This window comes from Thiomonas sp. FB-6 (assembly GCF_000377645.1).
GTDB lineage: Bacteria > Pseudomonadota > Gammaproteobacteria > Burkholderiales > Burkholderiaceae_C > Thiomonas_A.
Genome location: NZ_KB898476.1, coordinates 21,179 through 42,091, shown reverse-complemented (window position 1 = coordinate 42,091; position 20,913 = coordinate 21,179). Strand labels below are relative to the sequence as shown.

Annotated in this window: 23 protein-coding genes; 18 read left to right on the top strand and 5 right to left on the bottom strand. The window is 69.3% G+C overall.

Features of this window, described 5'->3' with window-relative positions; all coding sequences use genetic code 11:
• Positions 1 to 207: 207 nt before the first annotated feature.
• The 4 genes from D466_RS20985 to D466_RS0107405 form a co-directional block, all read right to left on the bottom strand.
• Positions 208 to 522, bottom strand: coding sequence for a hypothetical protein (locus tag D466_RS20985; protein ID WP_018913082.1), 315 nt, complete (start codon positions 520 to 522; stop codon positions 208 to 210).
• A 107-nt stretch (positions 523 to 629) separates the two neighbouring features.
• A complete protein-coding gene (locus tag D466_RS0107415; RefSeq protein WP_018913081.1) occupies positions 630 to 1,832 on the bottom strand; it encodes a diguanylate cyclase in 1,203 nt (400 codons plus the stop codon).
• A gap of 135 nt (positions 1,833 to 1,967) precedes the next feature.
• Complete coding sequence (locus D466_RS20980) at positions 1,968 to 2,564, bottom strand: hypothetical protein (RefSeq protein ID WP_018913080.1); 597 nt, start codon at positions 2,562 to 2,564, stop codon at positions 1,968 to 1,970.
• Positions 2,561 to 2,899: a hypothetical protein gene (locus D466_RS0107405; RefSeq protein WP_018913079.1), complete on the bottom strand. Its 339-nt coding sequence runs from the start codon at positions 2,897 to 2,899 to the stop codon at positions 2,561 to 2,563. Before D466_RS0107405 ends, D466_RS20980 begins: the two co-directional genes overlap by 4 nt.
• Positions 2,900 to 3,139: 240 nt before the next feature.
• On the opposite strand from D466_RS0107405, the gene D466_RS0107400 reads away from it, so the two are divergent.
• From D466_RS0107400 to D466_RS0107345, 12 genes are all read left to right on the top strand, one after another.
• The gene (locus D466_RS0107400) at positions 3,140 to 3,436 is read left to right on the top strand and encodes a hypothetical protein (protein ID WP_018913078.1); all 297 of its coding nucleotides are present in this window, start codon (positions 3,140 to 3,142) and stop codon (positions 3,434 to 3,436) included.
• Positions 3,376 to 3,990 (top strand): PAS domain S-box protein, encoded by a 615-nt coding sequence (locus D466_RS0107395; RefSeq protein WP_018913077.1) that lies wholly within the window; start codon positions 3,376 to 3,378, stop codon positions 3,988 to 3,990. Before D466_RS0107400 ends, D466_RS0107395 begins: the two co-directional genes overlap by 61 nt.
• Before the next feature lie 52 nt (positions 3,991 to 4,042).
• Positions 4,043 to 5,404 carry an HD-GYP domain-containing protein gene (locus D466_RS0107390; protein WP_018913076.1) on the top strand — a complete coding sequence of 454 codons (1,362 nt, stop codon included), beginning with the start codon at positions 4,043 to 4,045 and terminating at the stop codon, positions 5,402 to 5,404.
• Between the two features lie 63 nt (positions 5,405 to 5,467).
• Positions 5,468 to 6,232, top strand: a complete 765-nt coding sequence (locus tag D466_RS0107385) for an SDR family NAD(P)-dependent oxidoreductase (protein ID WP_018913075.1) — start codon at positions 5,468 to 5,470, stop codon at positions 6,230 to 6,232.
• 50 nt (positions 6,233 to 6,282) lie between these two features.
• The gene (locus D466_RS0107380; RefSeq protein WP_018913074.1) at positions 6,283 to 7,197 is read left to right on the top strand and encodes a LysR family transcriptional regulator; all 915 of its coding nucleotides are present in this window, start codon (positions 6,283 to 6,285) and stop codon (positions 7,195 to 7,197) included.
• Positions 7,198 to 7,312: 115 nt separating this feature from the next.
• Positions 7,313 to 8,338, top strand: a complete 1,026-nt coding sequence (locus D466_RS0107375; protein WP_018913073.1) for an amidohydrolase family protein — start codon at positions 7,313 to 7,315, stop codon at positions 8,336 to 8,338.
• A gap of 25 nt (positions 8,339 to 8,363) precedes the next feature.
• Positions 8,364 to 9,047 (top strand): 4-carboxy-4-hydroxy-2-oxoadipate aldolase/oxaloacetate decarboxylase, encoded by a 684-nt coding sequence (gene ligK / locus D466_RS0107370; protein WP_018913072.1) that lies wholly within the window; start codon positions 8,364 to 8,366, stop codon positions 9,045 to 9,047.
• A gap of 8 nt (positions 9,048 to 9,055) precedes the next feature.
• The gene (locus D466_RS0107365) at positions 9,056 to 10,012 is read left to right on the top strand and encodes an NAD(P)-dependent oxidoreductase (protein ID WP_018913071.1); all 957 of its coding nucleotides are present in this window, start codon (positions 9,056 to 9,058) and stop codon (positions 10,010 to 10,012) included.
• A 4-nt stretch (positions 10,013 to 10,016) separates the two neighbouring features.
• Entirely contained in the window at positions 10,017 to 10,967 is a 951-nt protein-coding gene (locus tag D466_RS0107360) for an amidohydrolase family protein (protein WP_018913070.1), read from the top strand.
• Positions 10,957 to 11,370 (top strand): protocatechuate 4,5-dioxygenase subunit alpha, encoded by a 414-nt coding sequence (ligA, locus tag D466_RS0107355; protein WP_018913069.1) that lies wholly within the window; start codon positions 10,957 to 10,959, stop codon positions 11,368 to 11,370. The genes D466_RS0107360 and ligA overlap by 11 nt, the downstream gene beginning before the upstream one ends.
• Positions 11,370 to 12,230: a class III extradiol dioxygenase subunit beta gene (locus D466_RS0107350; protein WP_018913068.1), complete on the top strand. Its 861-nt coding sequence runs from the start codon at positions 11,370 to 11,372 to the stop codon at positions 12,228 to 12,230. The genes ligA and D466_RS0107350 overlap by 1 nt, the downstream gene beginning before the upstream one ends.
• Positions 12,227 to 13,189: a Gfo/Idh/MocA family oxidoreductase gene (locus D466_RS0107345; protein ID WP_018913067.1), complete on the top strand. Its 963-nt coding sequence runs from the start codon at positions 12,227 to 12,229 to the stop codon at positions 13,187 to 13,189. The genes D466_RS0107350 and D466_RS0107345 overlap by 4 nt, the downstream gene beginning before the upstream one ends.
• Positions 13,190 to 13,239: 50 nt before the next feature.
• Here D466_RS0107345 and D466_RS0107340 read toward each other — a convergent pair whose 3' ends face one another.
• Positions 13,240 to 14,634 (bottom strand): MFS transporter, encoded by a 1,395-nt coding sequence (locus tag D466_RS0107340; protein ID WP_018913066.1) that lies wholly within the window; start codon positions 14,632 to 14,634, stop codon positions 13,240 to 13,242.
• Positions 14,635 to 15,046: 412 nt separating this feature from the next.
• Here D466_RS0107340 and D466_RS0107335 point away from each other — a divergent pair, with 412 nt between their 5' ends.
• From D466_RS0107335 to D466_RS0107310, 6 genes are all read left to right on the top strand, one after another.
• Positions 15,047 to 16,051, top strand: a complete 1,005-nt coding sequence (locus D466_RS0107335) for a transporter (protein ID WP_018913065.1) — start codon at positions 15,047 to 15,049, stop codon at positions 16,049 to 16,051.
• Between the two features lie 66 nt (positions 16,052 to 16,117).
• Positions 16,118 to 17,437 (top strand): ABC transporter substrate-binding protein, encoded by a 1,320-nt coding sequence (locus D466_RS0107330; protein ID WP_018913064.1) that lies wholly within the window; start codon positions 16,118 to 16,120, stop codon positions 17,435 to 17,437.
• Positions 17,430 to 18,191 carry an ABC transporter ATP-binding protein gene (locus tag D466_RS0107325; protein WP_018913063.1) on the top strand — a complete coding sequence of 254 codons (762 nt, stop codon included), beginning with the start codon at positions 17,430 to 17,432 and terminating at the stop codon, positions 18,189 to 18,191. Before D466_RS0107330 ends, D466_RS0107325 begins: the two co-directional genes overlap by 8 nt.
• Positions 18,188 to 18,916 (top strand): ABC transporter ATP-binding protein, encoded by a 729-nt coding sequence (locus D466_RS0107320; RefSeq protein WP_038165623.1) that lies wholly within the window; start codon positions 18,188 to 18,190, stop codon positions 18,914 to 18,916. Before D466_RS0107325 ends, D466_RS0107320 begins: the two co-directional genes overlap by 4 nt.
• Positions 18,917 to 18,930: 14 nt before the next feature.
• A complete protein-coding gene (locus D466_RS0107315; RefSeq protein ID WP_018913061.1) occupies positions 18,931 to 19,848 on the top strand; it encodes a branched-chain amino acid ABC transporter permease in 918 nt (305 codons plus the stop codon).
• Complete coding sequence (locus D466_RS0107310) at positions 19,845 to 20,897, top strand: branched-chain amino acid ABC transporter permease (protein ID WP_018913060.1); 1,053 nt, start codon at positions 19,845 to 19,847, stop codon at positions 20,895 to 20,897. The genes D466_RS0107315 and D466_RS0107310 overlap by 4 nt, the downstream gene beginning before the upstream one ends.
• Positions 20,898 to 20,913 lie beyond the last annotated feature (16 nt).

The window sequence follows — 20,913 nt, the reverse complement described above, 5'->3', positions numbered from 1 at the left end:
TTCAGGGAATGGCTATATTTTTTGTGGTCTTTTTTGAAAATCCGGTTCAATCGCCTGAGCGCTGAATGCGCGTAGAAAATCCATAATTTCCGGCGAAGTTCATGCCGGCCCGGGCGGGGGCAAACCGAGCGAGACAGATCGAAGGGCCGCGAGGGCCCTTGCGTCGCGGGCTCCCGCCGCGGCCGGCGGGCCGCCCGCGCGGGGCGCTTACTTGCTGCCCGAGGAGGGCTGCGAGCTCTTGCTGCTCAGCGCCTTTTTCGTGGCGTGGTAGCCGTGCTCGACGCCATGGGCGACGTCCTTGCCCACGGTCTTGCCGGCATGCCACACGCCGTGGCCCGCCTCGGAGCCGGCGTGCACGACGGCGTGCCCGGCCTGGGAGGCGTCCTTTTTCAGGGTGTGTCCGTACTCGGACACGGTCATGGCCTGGGCGCTGGCGCACAGGCTCGCGGCGGCCGCCGCGGCGCAGGCCAGGCGCAGGCCGAGCTGCAGGTGGGAACGGTGGTTCTGGCGAGGATGGGACATCGATGGTTTCTCCGCATGGAGCGGGCCGCGGCCCGCGGGTACATCCCCCATGGAACGCGTGGCAAACCGTGGAAAGCTCCGTGGTCGCCCGCGTCGTCGATGCATTGTTATGGGGACATTATGCCTGCCGGGAAGCTCTCGCCGGTCGCCACGGAACCGCCCAGCGGCAAGCTCGGTGGGCGCGCCGGCCACCATCCGCCGTGCCGCCCCTTGTGCTTCTTTCCGTGGTACATCGCCGCGTCGGCATGGCGCATCAGCATGTCCGCCTCGCTGCCGTCCAGCGGATAGCGCGCCACGCCGATGGTCATGCCCACCCGCGCCGAGCTTCCGGCGATCTGGAAGTCGCTGTGCAGCGCGCGCTGCAGGCGCTCGACCACGGCATCGAGCTGCGCTTCGGCGCGCGCGGGGTCGAGATCCTCGACCAGCAGCACGAATTCGTCCCCGCCCAGGCGGGCGATGAGTTCGTTGGAGCGCAGTTCGTCGCGCCAGCGCGCGGCCAGCTGGCGCAGCAATGTGTCGCCCGCGGCGTGTCCCAGGGAGTCGTTGACGGGTTTGAAATCGTCCAGGTCGATGTAGCCCAGGGCGACCTCGGTGCCCTGGCGCCGGGCGCGGGCGAGCGCTTGCTGCAGGCGCGCGTCGAGCTCCAGCCGGTTGCCCAGGCCGGTCAGCGGATCGCGCGACAACTGGGCCGACGCCTGTGCGCGATGCAGGGCGATGTGCTGGAACTGGGCATGGGTCCGGCGCGTGGCGTGGAGCAGGAAGGCCGTGTATAGCAGGTAGAGCAGGCTCAGGCCCGGCGGCAGGGTCTGCGCGGCCAGCAGCAGGTGCCAGGTCGCCGCGACCACCGTGGGCATCACGAACAGCAGCGCCGAGACCCAATCGGCCGAGTAGATCGCCATGCCGGCTCCGCATACGGCGCTGGCGATGAGCGCCACGGCCAGCGCGTGCATGGGGTCGGGCGGGAACAACAGGGCCGGAAGGATGGCCCAGGCCAGGCCGACCGCCAGCACGCTCAGCCGGGTCCTGCGCAGCCACTGCTGCGGAGCCTGCTGCACCACGCCCGGCGCACGCGCACGCAGCCAGGTCGCGATGCGGATCATGTACAGCGCGCAATAGGCCGCGAGCCAGGCCAGCAGTGCGCGAGGCGGATCCACGCCACGCAGGATCCACGCGGTGACCGCGGCGGAACTGATCCCGGCGGCGAAATTCACCGGCACCCCGCGCAGCAGCAACTGCACCAGGTCCGCGGCGACATCGTCGGCGATGGCGGCCGACGGCGCGGGCTTGCAGGACACGCGTTGCGCAGTCATGCCCGGATGCTCCCGCGCGGGGATGGCCGTCGTGCAGATTTGCGCATGCTGATTGCCTCGCTTGGCACCGATGGTGGTCGATCGGCGCAGTGTAGGTGCGAGGGCCGTCTCGATTCGTGAAACTTTGCACGAAAATCAGCGAAACTGGATGCTGGCAAAAAAGAAAGCCACGTTTCCGTTGTTGAGCTTGTCCGTCACCCTGGGAAGGAAGGTTCCGTACAGGCGTACCGCGCCCATACCCACAGAAAACAAGGGCAGCACGATCGGAAAGGGTATGTTGTTCAGGATGTCGGTTCGGGACGTCAGCCCCGCCGTATAACCGGCGCCCAGGCTGAAGGGCCCCCCGTCGGGGCGCCAGATCCATTGTTTCGCGTAACCCACCACGGGTTCGGGCTTGCGGTGCGAATCCGCGAACACCATGGCGTAGACCATTTCATCGTTGCCGTCCGCGTCGATCAGGCGCTTGGCGGCTCCGAGACCCCAGGCGTGGCTGTTCAGCGTGGCGAGCTTGGAGGCGGTGTAGGTGTGTGGGTCGTGCCAGGCGTAGCCCGTGAGAAAGAGTTCCGGCTGCCCCTGCTCGTAGACGTCCCACAGGTGCGAGCCGGCCTGCGAGGCCCAGGCCCGCCCGTCGGCCAGGGCCCCGGCCTGGCAGGCCTGCGCGGCGCAGGCCGCCGCCAGGCAAAGCTCGGCCAGGGCGCTGCGCCGGCGCGCGGCGACACTTGGGCGCGTCACTGCCAGGCGTAATGCCGGTTGCACGAAGGAGCGTGCTCGGCGCCGCGGTGGCGCTGCAGCAGCGCGGAGAGTTCCTGCACGGCGTCGATGCACTCGGGCGTGTGCGGCAGCGCGCCCTGGCGCAACAGGGTCAGCGCGCCGCGCGCGGAGCGCAGATGCTGGCGCCCGAAGGCGCTCCAGGACGCCTCGACGGCGTCGATGCCCTCGATCGCGCGCTGGGCTGCGGCGGCCGGCGCCAGGCTGCCGATGCGCGCCTGGGCGAGTACGCGCCGTGCATGTTCCAGTTCACCCAGCAGGTCGATGTAGCTTTGCGTTGCGTAGGGATTGTGGTTCATTGCGGAGTCCTCCTTCGCGGATGGTGCCGCCCGGAGACCAAGAGCGGTCCCCGGGGCGCAGGGTGGATGCGCCGCAGGCAGAAAGCGTACCTGCGAAAAATGCCCGCAAGGTACGCAGGGAATGTGTCTCATTTATTGCTAGGGTCTACCCGAAGTGTCCCCCGCGAGTGCCTCCGCGAGGGCGCTGCCGCCCGGGCGGGGGCCCATGCGAGAATGTTCCGGCCCTCCGACCGACCCGCCATGTCCGACCTTCCCGCAGATTCCGACGCCTCGCCCGATGCCGAGGCGCGGCGTCTGCAGGCCCTGCGGGAACTGGAGATCCTGGACACCGCCGCCGAGCAGGTGTTCGACGACCTGTGCGCGCTGGCGGCGCAGGTCAGCGCGGCGCCGATGGCGTTGCTGAGCCTGGTCGATGCCGGGCGCGCGTGGTTCAAGAGCCGGCACGGCATGGAACTGCAGGAGACCTCCCGCGACGCATGGCCGGGCGCTACGGATTCCGCGCCGCGGCCACGCTGCCCATCCGGCGAACTCGCCTGACCTGGGCGGTCATGACCATCCTCGACTCGCAGACCGCGCTGTACGACCAGGACCTGCGCGAGCAGGAGTCGCACCGGCGCCTGGAGCGTGCGTTGGGCTACCAGCGCCGCCTGATGGAAAAGAACGCCGCCGGCATGTTCACGCTGGATGCCGAGGGCCGCATCGGAGACCTCAACCCGGCGCTGTGCGAGATGCTCGGATACGAGCGGGGGCAGTTGCAGGGCCGCTCCGGCGAGCTGCATGGCTGGTGGGCCCATGGCGGACCGCGCCTGGGGCGCGAGCGCATCCACGGGCCGCTGGGGGCGCTGGCCTTGCACTGGGCGCTGGCGCAGGACGCCTCGCGGGCGCCGATGCACGTGGACGATTGTCCGGTCACCCAGTGGCTGCATCGCAGCGGGCTGCGCGGCGAGGATGTCGAGGCCTGGCACGCGGCCGCGCACACCGCGCCGGCGGCGTGGTCGCCCGAGCAGCCCTTCGTGCGCTGGTTGCTGCAGGCCCTGCAGGCCGGGCAGCCGCAGGCAGCGGGTGAATCCGCGCAGGCCGGCGCAGCGTAGAGCCTGGAGTGGGGTGGCCGCGGCCGTGCGCGGCGTGTGTGGGGAGCCTGGAATGCAGCAGCTGAAACTGTCGGAATTGATCGGGGCCCTGAGCCATGCGCTGGACATGACCGAAGGCCAGCCGCGCGGCCATTGCGTGCGCTGCGCCTGGATCGGCATGGCCCTGGGCGAGGAACTCGGCCTGGGCGAGTCCGCGCTGCGCGACATCTACTACACGCTGCTGCTCAAGGACCTGGGCTGCAGCAGCAACGCGGCGCGCATCTGCGAGCTCTACCTCAGCGACGACCTGCAGTTCAAACGCGACTTCAAGCTGGTGGGAAGCTCGCTCCCGCAGGTGGCGCGCTTCGTGCTGACCCATACCGGGCTGGGCACGGGCCTGGCCGAGCGCTTTCGCGCCACCCTGGACATTTTCCAGCACGGCGACGACTTTTCCCGCGAACTCATCCGCACCCGCTGCCAGCGCGGCGCCGACATCGCGCGGCAGATGCGCTTCGGCGAGGTGGTGGCCGGGGGCATCCACGCGCTGGACGAGCATTGGGACGGCAGCGGCAAGCCCGACGGCCTGGCGGGCGAGGCCATCGCGCTGCCGGGGCGCATCGCGCTGCTGGCCCAGGTGGTGGACGTGTTCCATACCGCCGGCGGACCGGCCGCGGCGCTGCGCGAGGCGCGGCTGCGCGCCGGCTCCTGGTTCGACCCCGCGCTGGTGCGGGCGCTGGAGCGGGTGGCGGGGGAGGCCTTCTGGCTGGCCCTGCGCGATCCCGCGCTGGCGCAGCGGGTGTACGCGCTGGAGCCGGCGCGGCACAGCGTGCCGGTGGACGAGGACTACCTGGACCAGATCGCCGAGGCCTTCGGCCAGATCATCGACGCCAAGAGCCCGTTCACGGCGGGGCACAGCGCGCGTGTCGGGCTGTACGCCGACCTGATCGCCGAACAGCTGGGCTTCGACCCGCAGCGCAGGCGCTGGCTGCGGCGCGGGGCGCTGCTGCACGACCTGGGCAAGCTGGGCGTGAGCAACACCGTGCTCGACAAGCCCGGGCGTCTCGACGAGGCGGAATGGGACGCGGTACGCATGCACGCGCTGTACACCGAGCAGATCCTCTCGGGCATCGAGGCCTTCGCCGAGCTCGCGCGCGTGGCCGGCGCCCATCATGAACGCCTGGACGGCACCGGCTATCCGCGCGGGCTGGGCGAGGCGGACATCACGCTGGAGACGCGGGTGATCACCACGGCCGACATTTTCGACGCCATTTCCGCCGACCGGCCGTACCGGGCGGCGGTGCCGGTCGCGAAGACCCTGGACATGATGCAAGGCCTGGTCGGCACCGCGCTGGACCCTCGGTGCATGACCGCGTTGCGCGCGGCCGCCGAGCGCGTGGAGGCCGACCTGCTGGACAGCCGGGCCGCGGCAGCGTGAAATGAGGGTTTTCGTGCGCAGCCGCGCACGCTTTCCTTTCGAGCCTGAGGACGGAATCTGGACATGGACATTCAAGGACAAAGCGCGTTGGTCACCGGGGCGGGCTCCGGGCTGGGCGAGGCGGTGGCTCGGGAACTGGCCAGCCAGGGGGCGAAGGTGGCCGTGCTGGACCTCAACGCCGAGCGCGCGCGCGCGGTGGCGGCCGACATCGGCGGCATCGCGCTGACGGCCGACGTCGGCGACGGCGCGGCGCTGCAGGCCGCCATCGAGCAGGCGGCCCAGGCTCACGGCACGGCGCGCATCATCATGCACATGGCCGGCGTGGGCGGCGCCAAGCGCGTGGTCTCGCGCGACGGCTCGCCGGCGCCGCTGGAGGATTTCGAGCGCACGGTGCGCGTGAACCTGATCGGCAGCTACAACGTGGTGCGCCTGTGCGCCGCGCGCATCGCGGCGCTGGAGCCGCTGGCCGACGGGGAGCGCGGCGTGATGCTGCTGACCGCCTCGGTCGCGGCCTTCGACGGACAGGTCGGGCAGGCCGCGTATTCGGCCTCCAAGGGCGGCGTGGCCGCGATGACCCTTCCGCTGGCGCGTGACCTGGCCTCGCACGGCATTCGCGTGGTCACGGTGGCCCCGGGCCTGTTCGACACGCCGATGATGTCGGCGTTGCCGCAGGAGGTGCAGGATTCGCTGGCCGCCTCGGTGCCCTTTCCCAAGCGCCTGGGGCAGCCGCGGGAAATCGCCGCGCTGGCCGCGCATGTCGTGCGCAACGTCTACCTGAACGGCGAGACCATCCGTCTGGACGGCTCGCTGCGCATGGCCCCCCGTTGATCCGTGGCATCCCGGCCGGGGCAAGGCCGGGACAGTGCTCCAATAGGGGCATGAACCTCAAGCAACTCGAATATTTCGTGCGCGTCGCCGAGGTGGGGAGTTTCAGCAAGGCCGCGGTCCTGCTGGACATCGCCCAGCCGGCGCTGAGCCGCCAGGTTCGGCTGCTGGAGACCGACCTGCGCGCGGTGCTGCTGCAGCGTACCGGGCGCGGCGTCGTGCTCACCGAGGCGGGCAAGCGCCTGTTCGAGCATGCGGCGGGCATCCTGCAACTCGTGGCGCAGGCCCGCGAGGACCTGGAGGCCGGGCGCGACGAGCCGACCGGGCGCATCATCATCGGCCTGCCCCCGAGCATGGGGCGGGTGCTGACCCTGCCGCTGGTGCAGGGTTTCGAGGCGAGCCTGCCCAAGGCGCGCCTGGCCATCGTCGAGGGGCTGTCGGCGCACATCACCGAGTGGATCTCCACCGGGCGCGTGGACATCGGCCTGGTGCTGAACCCGCAGACCCAGGAGGCCATCGAGGTGCGGCCGGTGTTCGAGCAGGAACTGTGCCTGGTCAGCCCGGCGGGCCGCGGCGAGCCCGAGCACGAAGTTCCTTTCAACAGCCTGGGTTCGTATCCGCTGGTCATTCCTGAGAGGACGCACGCCATTCGCCGAATGATCGAGAGTCAGGCGGCGTTATCGCATATCAAGCTGCAAATCGCCTGGGAGGTCTCCGGAGTCCAGTCCATCCTGGACCTGGTGCGCAGCGGGCACGGCCATGCGGTGCTCGCGCGCAGCGCGGTGCTGGCCAGCGGCCAGCGCGACGCCTTCCGCGTGCGCGCGCTTACCCATCCGAGCCTGTACAGCCGGCTGTTCCTCGCCACCTCGGCCAGCAAGCCCAGCACGCCGCTGCTGCGCCACGCGGTGGACCTGCTGCTGCAACTGGCGCGCGAGTACGCACGCGCCGCCGACCATATCAATTCGTGATAGCTGCTAGCGCAGCGGCCGGTCTTGGACGCGGCGGGGCGGCTTGCCATAATCGGAAACCCTGATGCAGGCATGAGCGTCGGCCCGGTGCGCCGATAAACCCTGGAGATCCCGCATGATCATCGACTGTCACGGCCACTACACCACGGCACCCAAGGCCCTGGAGCAATGGCGCAAGGCGCAGATCGACAACCTCGCCACGCCCGAACTCGGCCCCAGGGTGGCCGATCTTCGCATCAGCGACGACGAATTGCGCGAAAGCATCGAGAACAACCAGCTGCGCCTGATGCGCGAGCGCGGCAGCGACCTGACCATCTTCTCGCCGCGTGCCAGTTTCATGGCCCACCACATCGGCGATTTCAACACCAGTTCCACCTGGGCGGGCATCTGCAACGAGCTGTGCCACCGGGTTTCCCAGCTGTTCCCCGAGCATTTCATCGGCGCCGCCATGCTGCCCCAGTCGCCGGGCGTGGACCCGCGCAGCTGCATCCCCGAGCTCGAGCGCTGCGTGAAGGACTATGGCTTCGTCGGCATCAATCTCAACCCCGATCCCTCGGGCGGGCACTGGAAGGAGCCGCCGCTGACCGACCGCTGGTGGTACCCCGTCTACGAGAAGATGGTGGAGTACGACATCCCGGCCATGGTGCACGTGAGCACCAGCTGCAATGCCTGCTTCCACACCACCGGGGCGCACTACCTGAACGCCGACACGACGGCCTTCATGCAATGCCTGACCGGGGACCTGTTCAAGGAATTCCCCACGCTCAAATTCGTCATTCCCCACGGCGGCGGCGCGGTTCCCTATCACTGGGGTCGATTCCGCGGCCTGGCGCAGGAGCTGAAGAAGCCGCTGCTGCAGGAACACCTGCTGGGCAACATCTACTTCGACACCTGCGTGTACCACCAGCCGGGCATCGACCTGCTGACCCGCGTGATCCCGGTGGACAACATCCTGTTCGCCTCCGAGATGATCGGCGCCGTGCGCGGCATCGATCCGCTCACCGGACACCACTACGACGACACCCGGCGCTACGTCGAGGTCGCGGCCATCGACCCGCAGCAGCGCGCGAAGATCTACGAACACAACGCCCGGCGCGTGTACCCGCGCCTGGACGCCGCGCTGAAGGCGCGCGGGCTTTGACTCCGGAGGACAGGACATGACTCAGATGAACCAGCTCGGCGTGGTGCACCGTACGATCCAGCGCGCCGATCCCGCGGCCGTGAAGGCCCTGGCGGGCTTCGGCTCGGCCACCGTGCACGAGGCCATGGGCCGCGTGGGGCTGATGCGGCCCTACATGCGCCCGATCTACGGCGGCGCGCATGCCTGCGGGACCGCGGTGACCGTGCTGCTGCACCCCGGCGACAACTGGATGCTGCATGTGGCGGCCGAGCAGATCCGCCCCGGCGACCTGGTGGTCGCCGCGGTGACGGCCGAGTGCAGCGACGGCTACTTCGGCGACCTGCTGGCCACGTCCTTCCGCGCCCAGGGGGCCTGCGGCCTGGTGATCGAGGGCGGGGTGCGCGACGTGAAGGACCTCACCGAGATGCGCTTTCCGGTGTGGAGCCGCTTCATCAGCGCCAAGGGCACCATCAAGGCCACCGTGGGTTCGGTGAACGTGCCGGTGGTCTGCGCCGGCGTGCAGGTGCAGCCGGGCGACGTGGTGGTGGCCGACGACGACGGCGTGGTCGTGGTGCCGGCGGCGGTGGCCGCGGCCACCGCCGAGGCGGCGGCCGCGCGCGAGGCCAACGAGGGCGAGAAGCGCAAGAAGCTGGCCTCCGGCGTGCTCGGCCTGGATATGTACAAGATGCGCGAGCCGCTGGAGAAAGCCGGCCTGCGCTACGTCGACTGAGGTCCGCGATGGACGATCTCACGCAGCGCGCTCGGGGCTGGAGCGTCGGCCTGGTCGGCTATGGCGAGGTGGGGCGCATCGTCGCGGAAGACCTGCGCGCGCTGGGCCTGCGGCAGGTGCTGGCCTGGGACCGCAAGCTGGCCGGGCCGGATGCGGCGCCGCTGCGCGAGCATGCCCTGGCGCAGGGCGTGCGCGTGGCCGGATCCGCCGCGGAACTGGCGCGCGGCTGCGACCTGGTGATCAGCGCGGTGACGGCCAGCCAGGCCGTGGCGGTGGCGGCCGAGTGCGCACCCGCCCTGCGCGCTGGCGCCTGGTTCGTCGACGTCAATTCGGCCTCGCCGGGGGCGAAGGCGCAGGCCGCGGCCGCCGTCGACGGCGCCGGGGCGCGCTACGTCGAGGCGGCCGTGATGACCTCGGTGCCTCCGTACCGCAGCAAGGTGCCCATGCTGCTGGGCGGTGTGCATGCGCGCGAGCTGGCGCCGGCCCTGCAGGCGCTGGGATTCGCCGGCGCCCGCTTCGGCGACGAGCGCCTGGGCATCGTCTCGGCCACCAAGATGTGCCGCAGCGTGATGATCAAGGGCCTGGAGGCCATGGTCATCGAGAGTTTCAGCGCGGCGCGAGCCTACGGGGTCGAGGATGCCGTGCTCGCTTCGCTGGCCGAGACCTTCCCCGGCATCGACTGGGAGAAGCAGGGCGCCTATTTCTTCCAGCGCGTGATCGAGCACGGTCGCCGGCGCAGCGAGGAAATGCGCGAGGTGGCGCGCACCGTCGACGAGGCGGGGCTGCAGCCCTGGTCGGCCTCGGGAACCGCGGAGCGCCAGGCCTGGGTGGCCGACCTGGCCGAGCAGGGCGTGTTCGGGCGCCGCGGCGAGCCGGGCTTCGCGCGCAGCGCCGACTGGCGCGTCGAGGCCGATCGTTTGCTGGGCGCCGCGACCGCGGCGCGCAAGACTGCCGACAAGGACTGAATCCATGGTGTTCGAGAAGACTCCCGGCTGGCTGGACTGGTACCAGGGGCCGTCGCGCCCGCGCTTCGTGCTGCCTCCGGGAAGCGTGGACGCGCATTGCCACGTGTTCGGCCCCGGCGAGCGTTTTCCCTACGCGCCGCAGCGCAAGTACACCCCCTGCGACGCCTCGCGCGAACAGCTGTTCGCGCTGCGCGACCACCTGGGCTTCGCGCGCAACGTCATCGTGCAGGCCACCTGCCACGGCGCCGACAACCGGGCCCTGGTCGATGCGCTGGAGCACTCGGACGGGCGCGCGCGCGGGGTGGCCACCGTGCGCCGGGACGTGAGCGACGAGGACCTGAGGGCGCTGCACGCGGCCGGCGTGCGAGGCGTGCGCTTCAACTTCGTGCGCCGCCTGGTGGACTTCACGCCGCGCGACGAGTTGATGGACATCGCCGCGCGCATCGCGCCCCTGGGCTGGCACGTGGTGATCTATTTCGAGGCGGTGGACCTGCCCGAGCTGTGGGACTTCTTCACCGCGTTGCCCACCACGGTGGTGGTGGACCACATGGGACGCCCGGACGTGAGCAAGCCGGTGGACGGCCCGGAGTTCGAGCTGTTCCTGCGCTTCATGCGCGAGCACGCCAACGTATGGTCCAAGGTGAGCTGCCCGGAGCGCCTGTCGCTGTCGGGCCCGCCCGCGCTGCACGCCGAGCAGGCCGCCTACCGCGACGTGGTTCCCTTCGCGCGGCGCATCGTCGAGACCTTTCCCGACCGTGTGCTGTGGGGCACCGACTGGCCGCATCCGAACCTGAAGGACCACATGCCCGACGACGGGCTGCTGGTGGATTTCATCCCGCACATCGCGCCCACCGCGCAACTGCAGCGCAAGCTGCTGGTGGACAATCCGATGCGCCTGTACTGGCCTGAACTGAACGGAACTGACATGAACCCCGGAGGCGGCCATGGCTCTTGACAAGCCCTACAAGGACGTGCCGGGCACGACCATCTTCGACGCCGAGATGTCGCGCCTGGGATACCACCTGAACCAGTTCTGCATGTCGCTGATGAAGCCGGCCAACCGCGAACGCTTCAAGGCCGACGAGCGCGCCTACCTGGACGAATGGCCGATGAGCGAGGAGCAGAAGCAGGCCGTGCTGGCGCGCGACCTCAACCGCTGCATCCAGCTGGGCGGCAACATCTATTTCCTGGCCAAGATCGGCGCCACCGACGGCAAGTCCTTCCAGCAGATGGCCGGCAGCATGACCGGCATGAGCGAGGAGGAATACCGGGACATGATGGTGCGCGGCGGCCGCTCGGTCGAGGGCAACCGCTACATCGGCGAGGCCGCCGCGGCCAGGCCGGGGGAGAAGCATTGATGGCACGCATCAGCGCAAGCGTCTACACCTCGCACGTGCCGGCCATCGGCGCGGCGATGGACCTGGGCAAGACCGGCGAGCCCTACTGGAAGCCGCTGTTCGCGGGCTACGAATTCTCGCGCCAGTGGCTGCGCGAGCAGCGCCCCGACGTGATCTTCCTGGTCTACAACGACCACGCCAGCGCCTTCAGCCTGGAGATGATCCCCACCTTCGCCATCGGCACGGGCGAGAGCTTCCAGCCGGCCGACGAAGGCTGGGGGCCGCGCCCGGTGCCGCGGGTCCTCGGGCATCCGGAGCTGGCCTCGCACATCGCGCAGTCGGTGATCCAGCAGGACTTCGACCTGACCATCGTCAACCGCATGGACGTGGACCACGGCCTGACCGTGCCGCTGTCGCTGATGTGCGGCCAGGTGCAGGCCTGGCCCTGCCCGGTGATCCCCTTCGCGGTCAACGTGGTGCAGTATCCGGTGCCCTCGGGACGCCGCTGCCTCGCGCTGGGCCAGGCCATCCGCCGCGCGGTGGAGAGCTTCGACACCGACCTGAACGTGCAGATCTGGGGAACCGGCGGCATGAGCCACCAGTTGCAGGGTCCGCGTGCCGGGCTGATCAACCGCGAATGGGACCAGCGCTTCCTGGACCGGCTGATCGACGACCCGGTGGGGCTGGCCCAGGTTCCCCACATCGAGTACGTGCGCGAGGCGGGCTCGGAAGGCATCGAGCTGGTCATGTGGCTGATCGCGCGCGGCGCCATGGGCGACCTGGCCGGCGGGCCGGCGCCTCGCGTGGCCCGCCGTTTCTACCATGTTCCGGCCTCCAACACGGCGGTCGGGCACCTGATCCTGGAGAACCCGAGGACATGAGCAAGACGATCAAGGTCGCGCTGGCCGGAGCCGGCGCCTTCGGCATCAAGCACCTGGACGGAATCCGCAACATCGACGGCGTCGAGGTGGTCTCGCTGGTCGGGCGCGAGCTCGACAAGACCCGCGAGATCGCAGGCAAGTACGGGATCGCGCACGCCACCACGGATCTGGCCGACAGCCTGGCGCTGCCCGAGGTCGACGCGGTCATCCTGTGCACCCCCACGCAGATGCACGCCGCGCAGGCCCTGCAATGCCTGCGCGCCGGCAAGCACGTGGAAGTGGAGATCCCGCTGGCCGACAGCCTGGACGACGCGCAGGCCGTGGTCGACGAGCAGCGGCGCAGCGGCCTGGTGGCGATGGCCGGGCATACCCGCCGCTTCAATCCCAGCCATCAATGGGTGCACCGGCGCGTCGCGGCCGGGGAGCTGCGGGTGCAGCAGATGGACGTGCAGACCTACTTTTTCCGGCGCAGCAACATGAACGCGCTGGGCCAGCCGCGCAGCTGGACCGACCATCTGCTGTGGCACCACGCCGCGCACACCGTGGACCTGTTCGCCTGGCAGGCGGGCGGGGAGATCGTGCAGGCGCACGCGGTGCAGGGCCCGATCCATCCGCAGCTGGGCATCGCGATGGACATGAGCATCCAGCTCAAGAGCAGTACCGGCGCCATCTGCACGCTGTCGCTGTCCTTCAACAACGACGGGCCGCTGGGCACCTTCTTCCGCTACATCTGCGACAACGGCACCTACGTCGCGCGCTACGACGACCTGGTGGACGGCAAGGACCAGGCCATCGACGTCAGCAAGGTGGACGTGTCGATGAACGGCATCGAACTGCAGGACCGCGAATTCTTCGCCGCCATCCGCGAAGGCCGCGAGCCGGAGTCCAGCGTGGCCGGGGTGCTGCCCTGCTACCGCGTGCTCGCCCGCCTGGAAAAACAGCTGGCCGAGCAGGGCTGAGCGCCCCCGGGCGGGCACCTGCGGGCTGGCCGCGCCGGGCGCCGGCGGCGCTAGCGGGCCTTGTCGCCGCCCTTGCGCAGCAGCCGGGCCGGCCGCTCCAAGGCCATGCGCAACAGGTCGATGCCCTGCTGACGCAGCAACAGCAGGCCGGCGATTCCCAGCAGCCCCCCGGCCAGCGCGATGACGTAGATGGCGCGGTTGCCGAACAGCGCACTGTTCAAGGGCCCGATCACCAGACCGCACAGGATCTGGGGTACGGTAATGGTGATGTTGAAAATACCCAGGCAGGCTCCCATGTTGCGCGGCGGCACCTCGGCCGCGACGATGGCGTAGGGCAGGGTGTTCAGGCTCCCCGAGAACAGCCCGAGCCCGACCATGGCCACGTACACGGCCCGGATGTCGTGCAGGAACAGCATCGCCACCAGGGTGGCGGCCCCGGCGAGCAGCGAGAGCGCGTGCACCCGGTTGGGATCGAAGCGCTCGGCCAGCGACGGCAGGGCCAGGCTGTAGAGCACGCCCACGAACTGGTAGACCGCGAAGCAGATCCCCGCCTGGATCACCCCCTGGGTGAGCCTGGCCTGATGCTCCAGGTCGACGGAGACGTCCGCGCCCGGAGGCAGGCCGTAGATGCGCTGCGCCAGGGCCAGGCCGAAATACATCCAGACGCAGAACAATCCCGCCCAGGTCAACGTCTGCACCATGAACATGCGCCGGATGACAGGCGGGGTCCGGCGGATATTCGTGTACAACTCGTGGCACAGTTCGGCCAGGAAGCGGCGCGGGGAATGCGCCGCCGGGGCTTGGCTTGCCCGGGCCGGATCCTTTTCCCGCATCTGGCGCACCATCGACGAGGCCGTCTGGAAAAGCATCAGGGCCCCGAGGAACAGCGAGACCTTCAGGACCACGGGAATCCTGAATCCGGTTTCGCTGGGTTTGACGAAAATATGCGCGGAATCCATCAGCCAGGGAATCGCGCTGGCCAGCATGGCGCCCAACGAACCGAATATGGCCTGCCACGCGAATGCCTTGGATTTCTGGCGGTTGGGCGTGATGTCTCCGGTCAGGGATCGCAGGCCTTCGGTCGAGCAATTGATGCTGCAGCTGAGGATCAGCATCATCGCCGCCGTCAGCCACAGCGCCTCGGACAGGGAAAGCACCAGCAGGCTCAGGCAGCTCAGCATCGCTCCCACGTAGATGAAGGGAATGCGTTTGCCGTGGCGGGTTTCGACCAGGTCGCTCACCTGGCCCAGCACCGGCTGCACGACCAGGCCGGCCAGCGGAGGGATCAGCCACAGCCAGCTGACCTGGTGATCCGAGGCACCGAGGAACTTGAACAGGCCGCTGGCGTTGTTCACCTCGAAGGTGCCGGCGACCTGCAGGCCCAGATTCGCCAGGGATAAATAGAAGAGTTGCTTGTAATTCAGGAGCGCTTGCGGATTTCCCACGTTTCAAGGCCTCCACCCGGACATTCCATGCTTCGGGAATCAAGCTCGCAGGCGTGTAACGCCTCGGAGCGAAACAGGCAGATCGGCGCGCGGGAAATCGACAGGCCTGCGGCGAATATCCGATCGGCCCGTCGCATGGTAGGCAAGGCTTGAATACGTTGATTTCGTGAGGGTCAATGGCTCGCGCCGATCGGGCGCCCGCGCCGCGCCGCCGGCGGCCGCCCGCGCGGTGCGCGCAGGCAGGCGCGCGGCCCCGTGCCCCCGGGAGAACCCTCATATCGAAACGCGATAGCTGCTAGCGCAGCCGACCCTCTACGACAAGTCGGGGCGGGCCAACATAATCCCCTCGCCACCATTGCGTGGCCATCGCCAATCAGCGATCAGAACCAGACCAACGAAGGGAGACAAGATCATGGCAATCTCGACCACGGCGCTCATGCGCGCCACGCTGGGCGCGCTGGCCCTGGGGGCCGCCTGCGCACTGCCCGCGGCGCATGCCGGCAACCTGGAGCCGGCGGGCATCAACACCGGCGGCACGAGCTTTTTCGACGGCTTCGGCGCCACCAAGCCTGGGCTGGCCTACCTGGGCTACTACCAGTACCAGCACTACGACCGCATCGACGACAACAACGGCAACGAGTCGCCGGGCTTCAAGAGCCCGAACATCGACGTGTTCCTGATGCTCAACCAGCTGGCCTACACCACCGACAAGACCTTCTTCGGCGGCGACGCGCATCTGGGCTTCACCGGACTGCTGCCGATCCTGCACTTCAACACCTCCTTCGGCTCGGGCTCGCCGGCCACGCTGGACTCGCAGGACGGCGTGGGCGACCTCACGCTGGGCGCCTATCTGCAGTTCAACCCGGTCATCCAGGGCGGCCGCCCGGTGTACTCGCAGCGCGTGGAGTTCGACGTGATCGTGCCCACCGGCCAGTACAGCTCCAACACCGACATCAACCCCGGCTCGGGCTTCTGGTCGATCAACCCCTACTGGGCCGCGACCTGGCTGCCCACGCCCAAGACCGAGATCAGCTGGCGCCTGCACTACCTGTACAACTTCTCCAACAAGAACCCGCGCGACCCGGCCCACCTGGGCCTGACCAGCGCCAAGGCGGGCCAGGCGATGTGGGTGAACTTCACCGGCTCGTACGCGCTGAACCCCGAGTTGCACGTGGGCCTGAACGGCTACTACTTCCAGCAGCTGACCAACGACAGCTATGACTGGAAGACCGGCAGCACGCCGGTGGCCATGCCCTACGGCGACACCGGCAAGGCCGAGGTGCTGGCCATCGGCCCCGGCTTGTTCTGGAAGGCCGACGAGCGGAACATGTGGTTCGTGAACCTGTACGATCAAGTGCAGGCCAAGAACCATGTGCGCGGCACGGTGCTCAACGTGCACTGGGTGCACCCCTTCTGATCACCCAGCCGGGGCGGCCGTCGGGCCGCCCCGCTTCCCCGAACGAGAACACGAGGAGACCCGAGCATGTCCCGCAAGCCTGACCCCGCACAACCCGGCGTCGACGCGTCGCGCCGCCAACTGGTGGCGCTGGCCGGCGCCACCGCCGCCACCGCCGCCGGTTCGCTGCTGCCCTCGGCGGCGTCCGCCGCCGGCAAGCCCACGCTGAAAATCGGTTTCATCAGCCCCCTCACCGGCCCGCTGGGCGGCTTCGGCGAGGCCGATCCCTTCGTGCTCGACCTGGTGCGCAAGAAGACCGCCGGCGGCGTGAGCATCGGCGGCACCACCTACGCCATCGAGCTCATCGGGCGCGACACCCAGTCCGACCCCTCGCGCGCCAGCCAGCTGGCCAAGGATCTGATCAACAACCAGAAGATCGACCTGATGCTGACCACCTCCACGCCGGAGGTGGTCAACCCGGTGGCCGACGCCTGCGAGGCCTCGGGCATGCCCTGCCTGTCCACGGTCGACCCCTGGGAATCCTGGTACTTCGGCCGCGGCGCCAAGCCGGGCCAGCCTTCGCCGTTCAAGTGGACCTACCACTTCTCCTTCGGCACCGAGGAGTTCGCCAAGATGTACCTGGCGACCTGGGCGCTGATTCCGACCAACAAGAAGGTCGGGGTGCTGTACCCCAACGACGCCGACGGCAACGCGCTGCGCGCGCACCTGGTGCCCGAACTGAAGAAGGGCGGCTACACCATCGTCGACCCCGGCGCCTACCAGGACGGCACCACCGATTTCTCGTCGCAGATCTCGCGCTTCAAGTCCGAGGGCGTGCAGATCATCACCGGCGCGCCGATTCCGCCCGACTTCATCACCTTCCTGCGCCAGGCCGCGCAGCAGGGCCTGGTGCACCGCCTGAAGATCGTCATGCCGGCCAAGTTCGGGCTGTTCCCCTCCGACATCGCCGCGCTGGGCGAGCTGGGCTACAAGGTCGCCTCGGGCGCCTACTGGTCTCCGGCCTTCCCCTACGTGTCTCCGGTCGTAGGCCTGGGCGGCCAGAACCTGGTCGACGCCTACGAGAAGGCCACCGGCAAGCAGTGGACCCAGCAGCTCGGCGCCTCGCTGGCGCTGATCGACGCCGGTTTCGCCGCCCTCAAGGCCAGCGGCGCGCCGAAGGACAAGGCCAAGGTGGCCGCCGCGATGAAGGTGCTCGACACCGTCACCACGGTGGGGCGCATCAACTTCCCCAAGGGACCGGTTCCCAACGTGGCCACCGCGCCGATCATCGGCTCGCAGTGGGTGAAGGCCAAGGCCGGCAGCCGCTTCAAGCTGAGCTTCCCGACCGTGGAGCACGCGGACGATCCGAAGGTCGCCATCCAGGCCAAGCTGCTGCCCTATGCCTGATTCGCTGACTCCCGCCGCCGGCGCGCCGACGGCTCCCATCCTGTCGGCCACGCGGGTCGGCAAGAGTTTCGGCGCGCTGCGCGTGCTGGAGGACGTGAGCATCGACGTCGCACGCGGCGAGGCGGTGGGCATCGTCGGCCCCAACGGGGCCGGCAAGACCACCTTGTTCAACGTGCTTTCCGGCGCCTACGCGCCGGAAAGCGGCAGCGTGGAGTTCGACGGGCGCGACGTCACCGCGCTGGATGCGGCGGCGCGCTGCCGCCTGGGCGTGGCGCGCTCGCACCAGGTGCCGCGCCCCTTCGGCGGCATGACCGTGTTCGAGAACCTGCACGTGGCCGCCTCCGTGGGCGCCGGCGCCAGTGGAGAGCGGGCCAACGAGTTGTGCCTGAATTCCCTGCGCCTGTGCGGCATGCTCGACGTGGCCAACCGCCGCGCCGACACGCTGGGCCTGCTGGACCGCAAGCGCCTGGAAATGGCGCGGGCGCTGGCCACCGATCCGCAGATCCTGCTGCTCGATGAAATCGGCGGCGGGCTCACCGACGGCGAGGCGCAAGACCTGGTGAGCATCATTCGCGAGATCCTCGGCCGCGGCATCACCGTGGTGTGGATCGAGCATATCGTGCACGTGCTGCTGCAGGTGGTGCAGCGCCTGGTGTGCATGGAGTCCGGACGCATCATCGCCGACGGCGATCCGCATGCCGTGATGAAGGATCCCGCGGTGATCGAGGCGTACCTGGGGAGCGTTTCCATATGAGTACCGCGTTGCTGCGCATCGAGGCGCTGCAGGCCGGCTACGGGCTGCTCAAGGCCGTGCGTTCGGTGTCCTTCGACTGCATGCAGGGCCAGGTGCTGGCCTTGGTGGGGGCCAACGGCGCGGGCAAGACCACGCTGATGCGCACGCTGGCCGGCGCGCATCCGGCATCGGCCGGGCGCATCGTGTTCGACGGCCAGGACATCACCGCGCTGCGCGCGCCGCGGCGCGTAGGCCTGGGCATCGCGATGGTGCCCGAGGGCCGGCGCCTGTTCGGCGGCATGAGCGTGGAGGACAACCTGCGCGTGGCGGGCATGCGCGCGCGCAAGGGCCCGTGGAACCTGGATTCCGTGCTCGAGGCCTTTCCCCAGCTCACGCCCAAGCTCAAGGCCGCCGCCGGCACGCTGTCGGGCGGCCAGCAGCAGGCCACCTCCATCGCGCGTGCGCTGATGACCAACCCGCGCGTGCTGCTGCTCGACGAAATCTCGCTGGGGCTGTCGCCCATCGCCGTCGACCAGGTCTACGAATCCCTGCAGGGCCTGATCCGTGCGGGCACCACCCTGGTGCTGGTGGAGCAGGACCTGACCCGCGCGCTCAAGGTCGCCGACCGCGTCGTGTGCATGCTCGAGGGCGGCATCCCGCTGCAGGGCGCGCGCGACGAACTCAGCCGCGAGCAGATCATGGACGCGTATTTCGGCCTGTCGCGCAGCCCGCAGGCCGCGCACTGACACCCCGCCCCGACATGGAATTCCTGAATCAGATCATCCAGGGCGTGCTGCTGGGCGGCTACTACGCCATCCTGGCCAGCGGCCTGTCCTTCCTGTTCGGTGTCATGCGCATCGTCAACCTCGCGCACGGCAGCCTGGTGGTGCTCGCCGGCTACCTGATCTTCAGCGCCTGCCAGCACCTGGGCGTCGGCGTGCCGGTGGCCGTGCTGATGGTCATGCCCGTGATGGCGCTGCTCGGCTGGGCGCTGAACCGGCTGCTGCTGCAGCGCAGCCTGCGCGGCGGCATGCTGGTGCCCATCCTGGCGACCTTCGGGCTGTCCATCGTCGTCGACAACCTGCTGTTCCAGGGCTTCGGCGCCGACACGCGTTCGCTGGCGCCCAACATCGGCTCGCTGTCCTACGACAGCTGGCAGATCGTGGGCGACCTGTACGTGTCCAAGCTCGACGTGATGACCTTCGGCACCGCGGTGGCCGTGCTCGGCGCGCTGCAGCTGGTGCTGTCGCGCACCGGCATCGGCCGGGCCATCCGCGCCACCGCCGAGGACCCCGACGCGGTGAACCTGATCGGCATCGACTCGCGCATGGTGTATTCGGCCGCCAGCGCCATCGCGCTGCTGCTGATCACCGTGGCCGCGCTGTTCCTGGGCATGCGCAGCACCTTCGCGCCCTACGCGGGGCAGGCCCAGCTGCTGTTCGCCTTCGAGACCGTGGTCATCGGCGGCACCGGCTCGCTGTGGGGAACCCTGCTGGGCGGCATCGTGCTGGGCGTCTCGCAGAGCATCGGCGCGCAGATCAACCCCATCGGCTTTCTGATCGCCGGGCATGTGGTGTTCCTCGCCATCCTGGTGCTCAGGGTGTATTCGAAAGTCTGGCATCTGCGCCGGCCGCGCCTGCGGGCCGCGCGCGCGTCCACCCAAGGAGCTGGTGCATGAAGCAGGCGATGCAAGGCGCACAGGTGGTGCGCTGGACCCCGCGCGCGGTCGCCTTCGTGGCCGCGGTCGGCTTGCTGGTGTTGTTGCTGGCCTTCGGGCCGCTGTTCATGCGGCCCGAGATCCTGGACCGCCTGACCACGCTGTTCATCTACGTGCTGCTGGCCGCCATGTGGAATGCGCTGGCCGGCTACGGCGGCCTGGTGTCCATCGGCCAGCAGGCCTTCATCGGGCTCGGAGGCTATTTCCTGGTGCGCCTGTCGGCCGGCGGCATGGACGTGTACGCGGCACTGCTGGTGTCGGTGTTGCTGGTGGGCCTGGTGTCGCTGCCGCTGGGACAGATCATGCTCAAGCTGGGGGGGGGCGAATTCGCCATCGGCATGTGGGTGCTGGCCGAGCTGCTGCACCTGCTGGTGACCATCGACCCCATCGTGCAGGGCGAGACCGGCACCTCGCTGCTGGGCATCGACACCTACGCGCCGGCCGCGCGCCGCGCCGACACCTACTGGATGGCCCTGGCCCTGATGGTCGTTCTGCTGGGGGTGCTGTTCGTGCTGCTGCGCAGCCGCGTGGGCGCCTCGCTGCAGGCGGTGCGCGACGACGAGACCGCGGCGGCCTCCATCGGCGTGAACGTGCTGCGCAGCAAGCACGTGCTGTTCTTCCTGTCCGCGCTGGGCTGCGGCGCCGGCGGCGCGCTGTGGCTGGCCACTTCCATCACCTACCAGCCGGCCACCTTCTTCGGCCCGCAGTGGACCGCCTACATGCTGTTCATGGTCATCGTCGGCGGCCTGGGCACCTTCGAGGGGCCGATCCTCGGCGCCGTGCTGTTCTTCGCCGCGGAGACCTGGTTCGGCGCCACCGGGGTGATCTACCTCATCGGGCTGGGCCTGCTGGCCATCGGCTTCGCGCTGCTGTTCCCGCGCGGCATCTGGGGCGCCGTCGAAGGGCGCTATGCGCTGCGCCTGCTGCCCATCGGCTACCACCTGCGCCTGGCCGGGCTGCGCGACGGCAAGCTGCTCGTGCGCCCGGAGCGCCAGGGCCAGGCGGGTTGAGCGCACCCTGGATGCC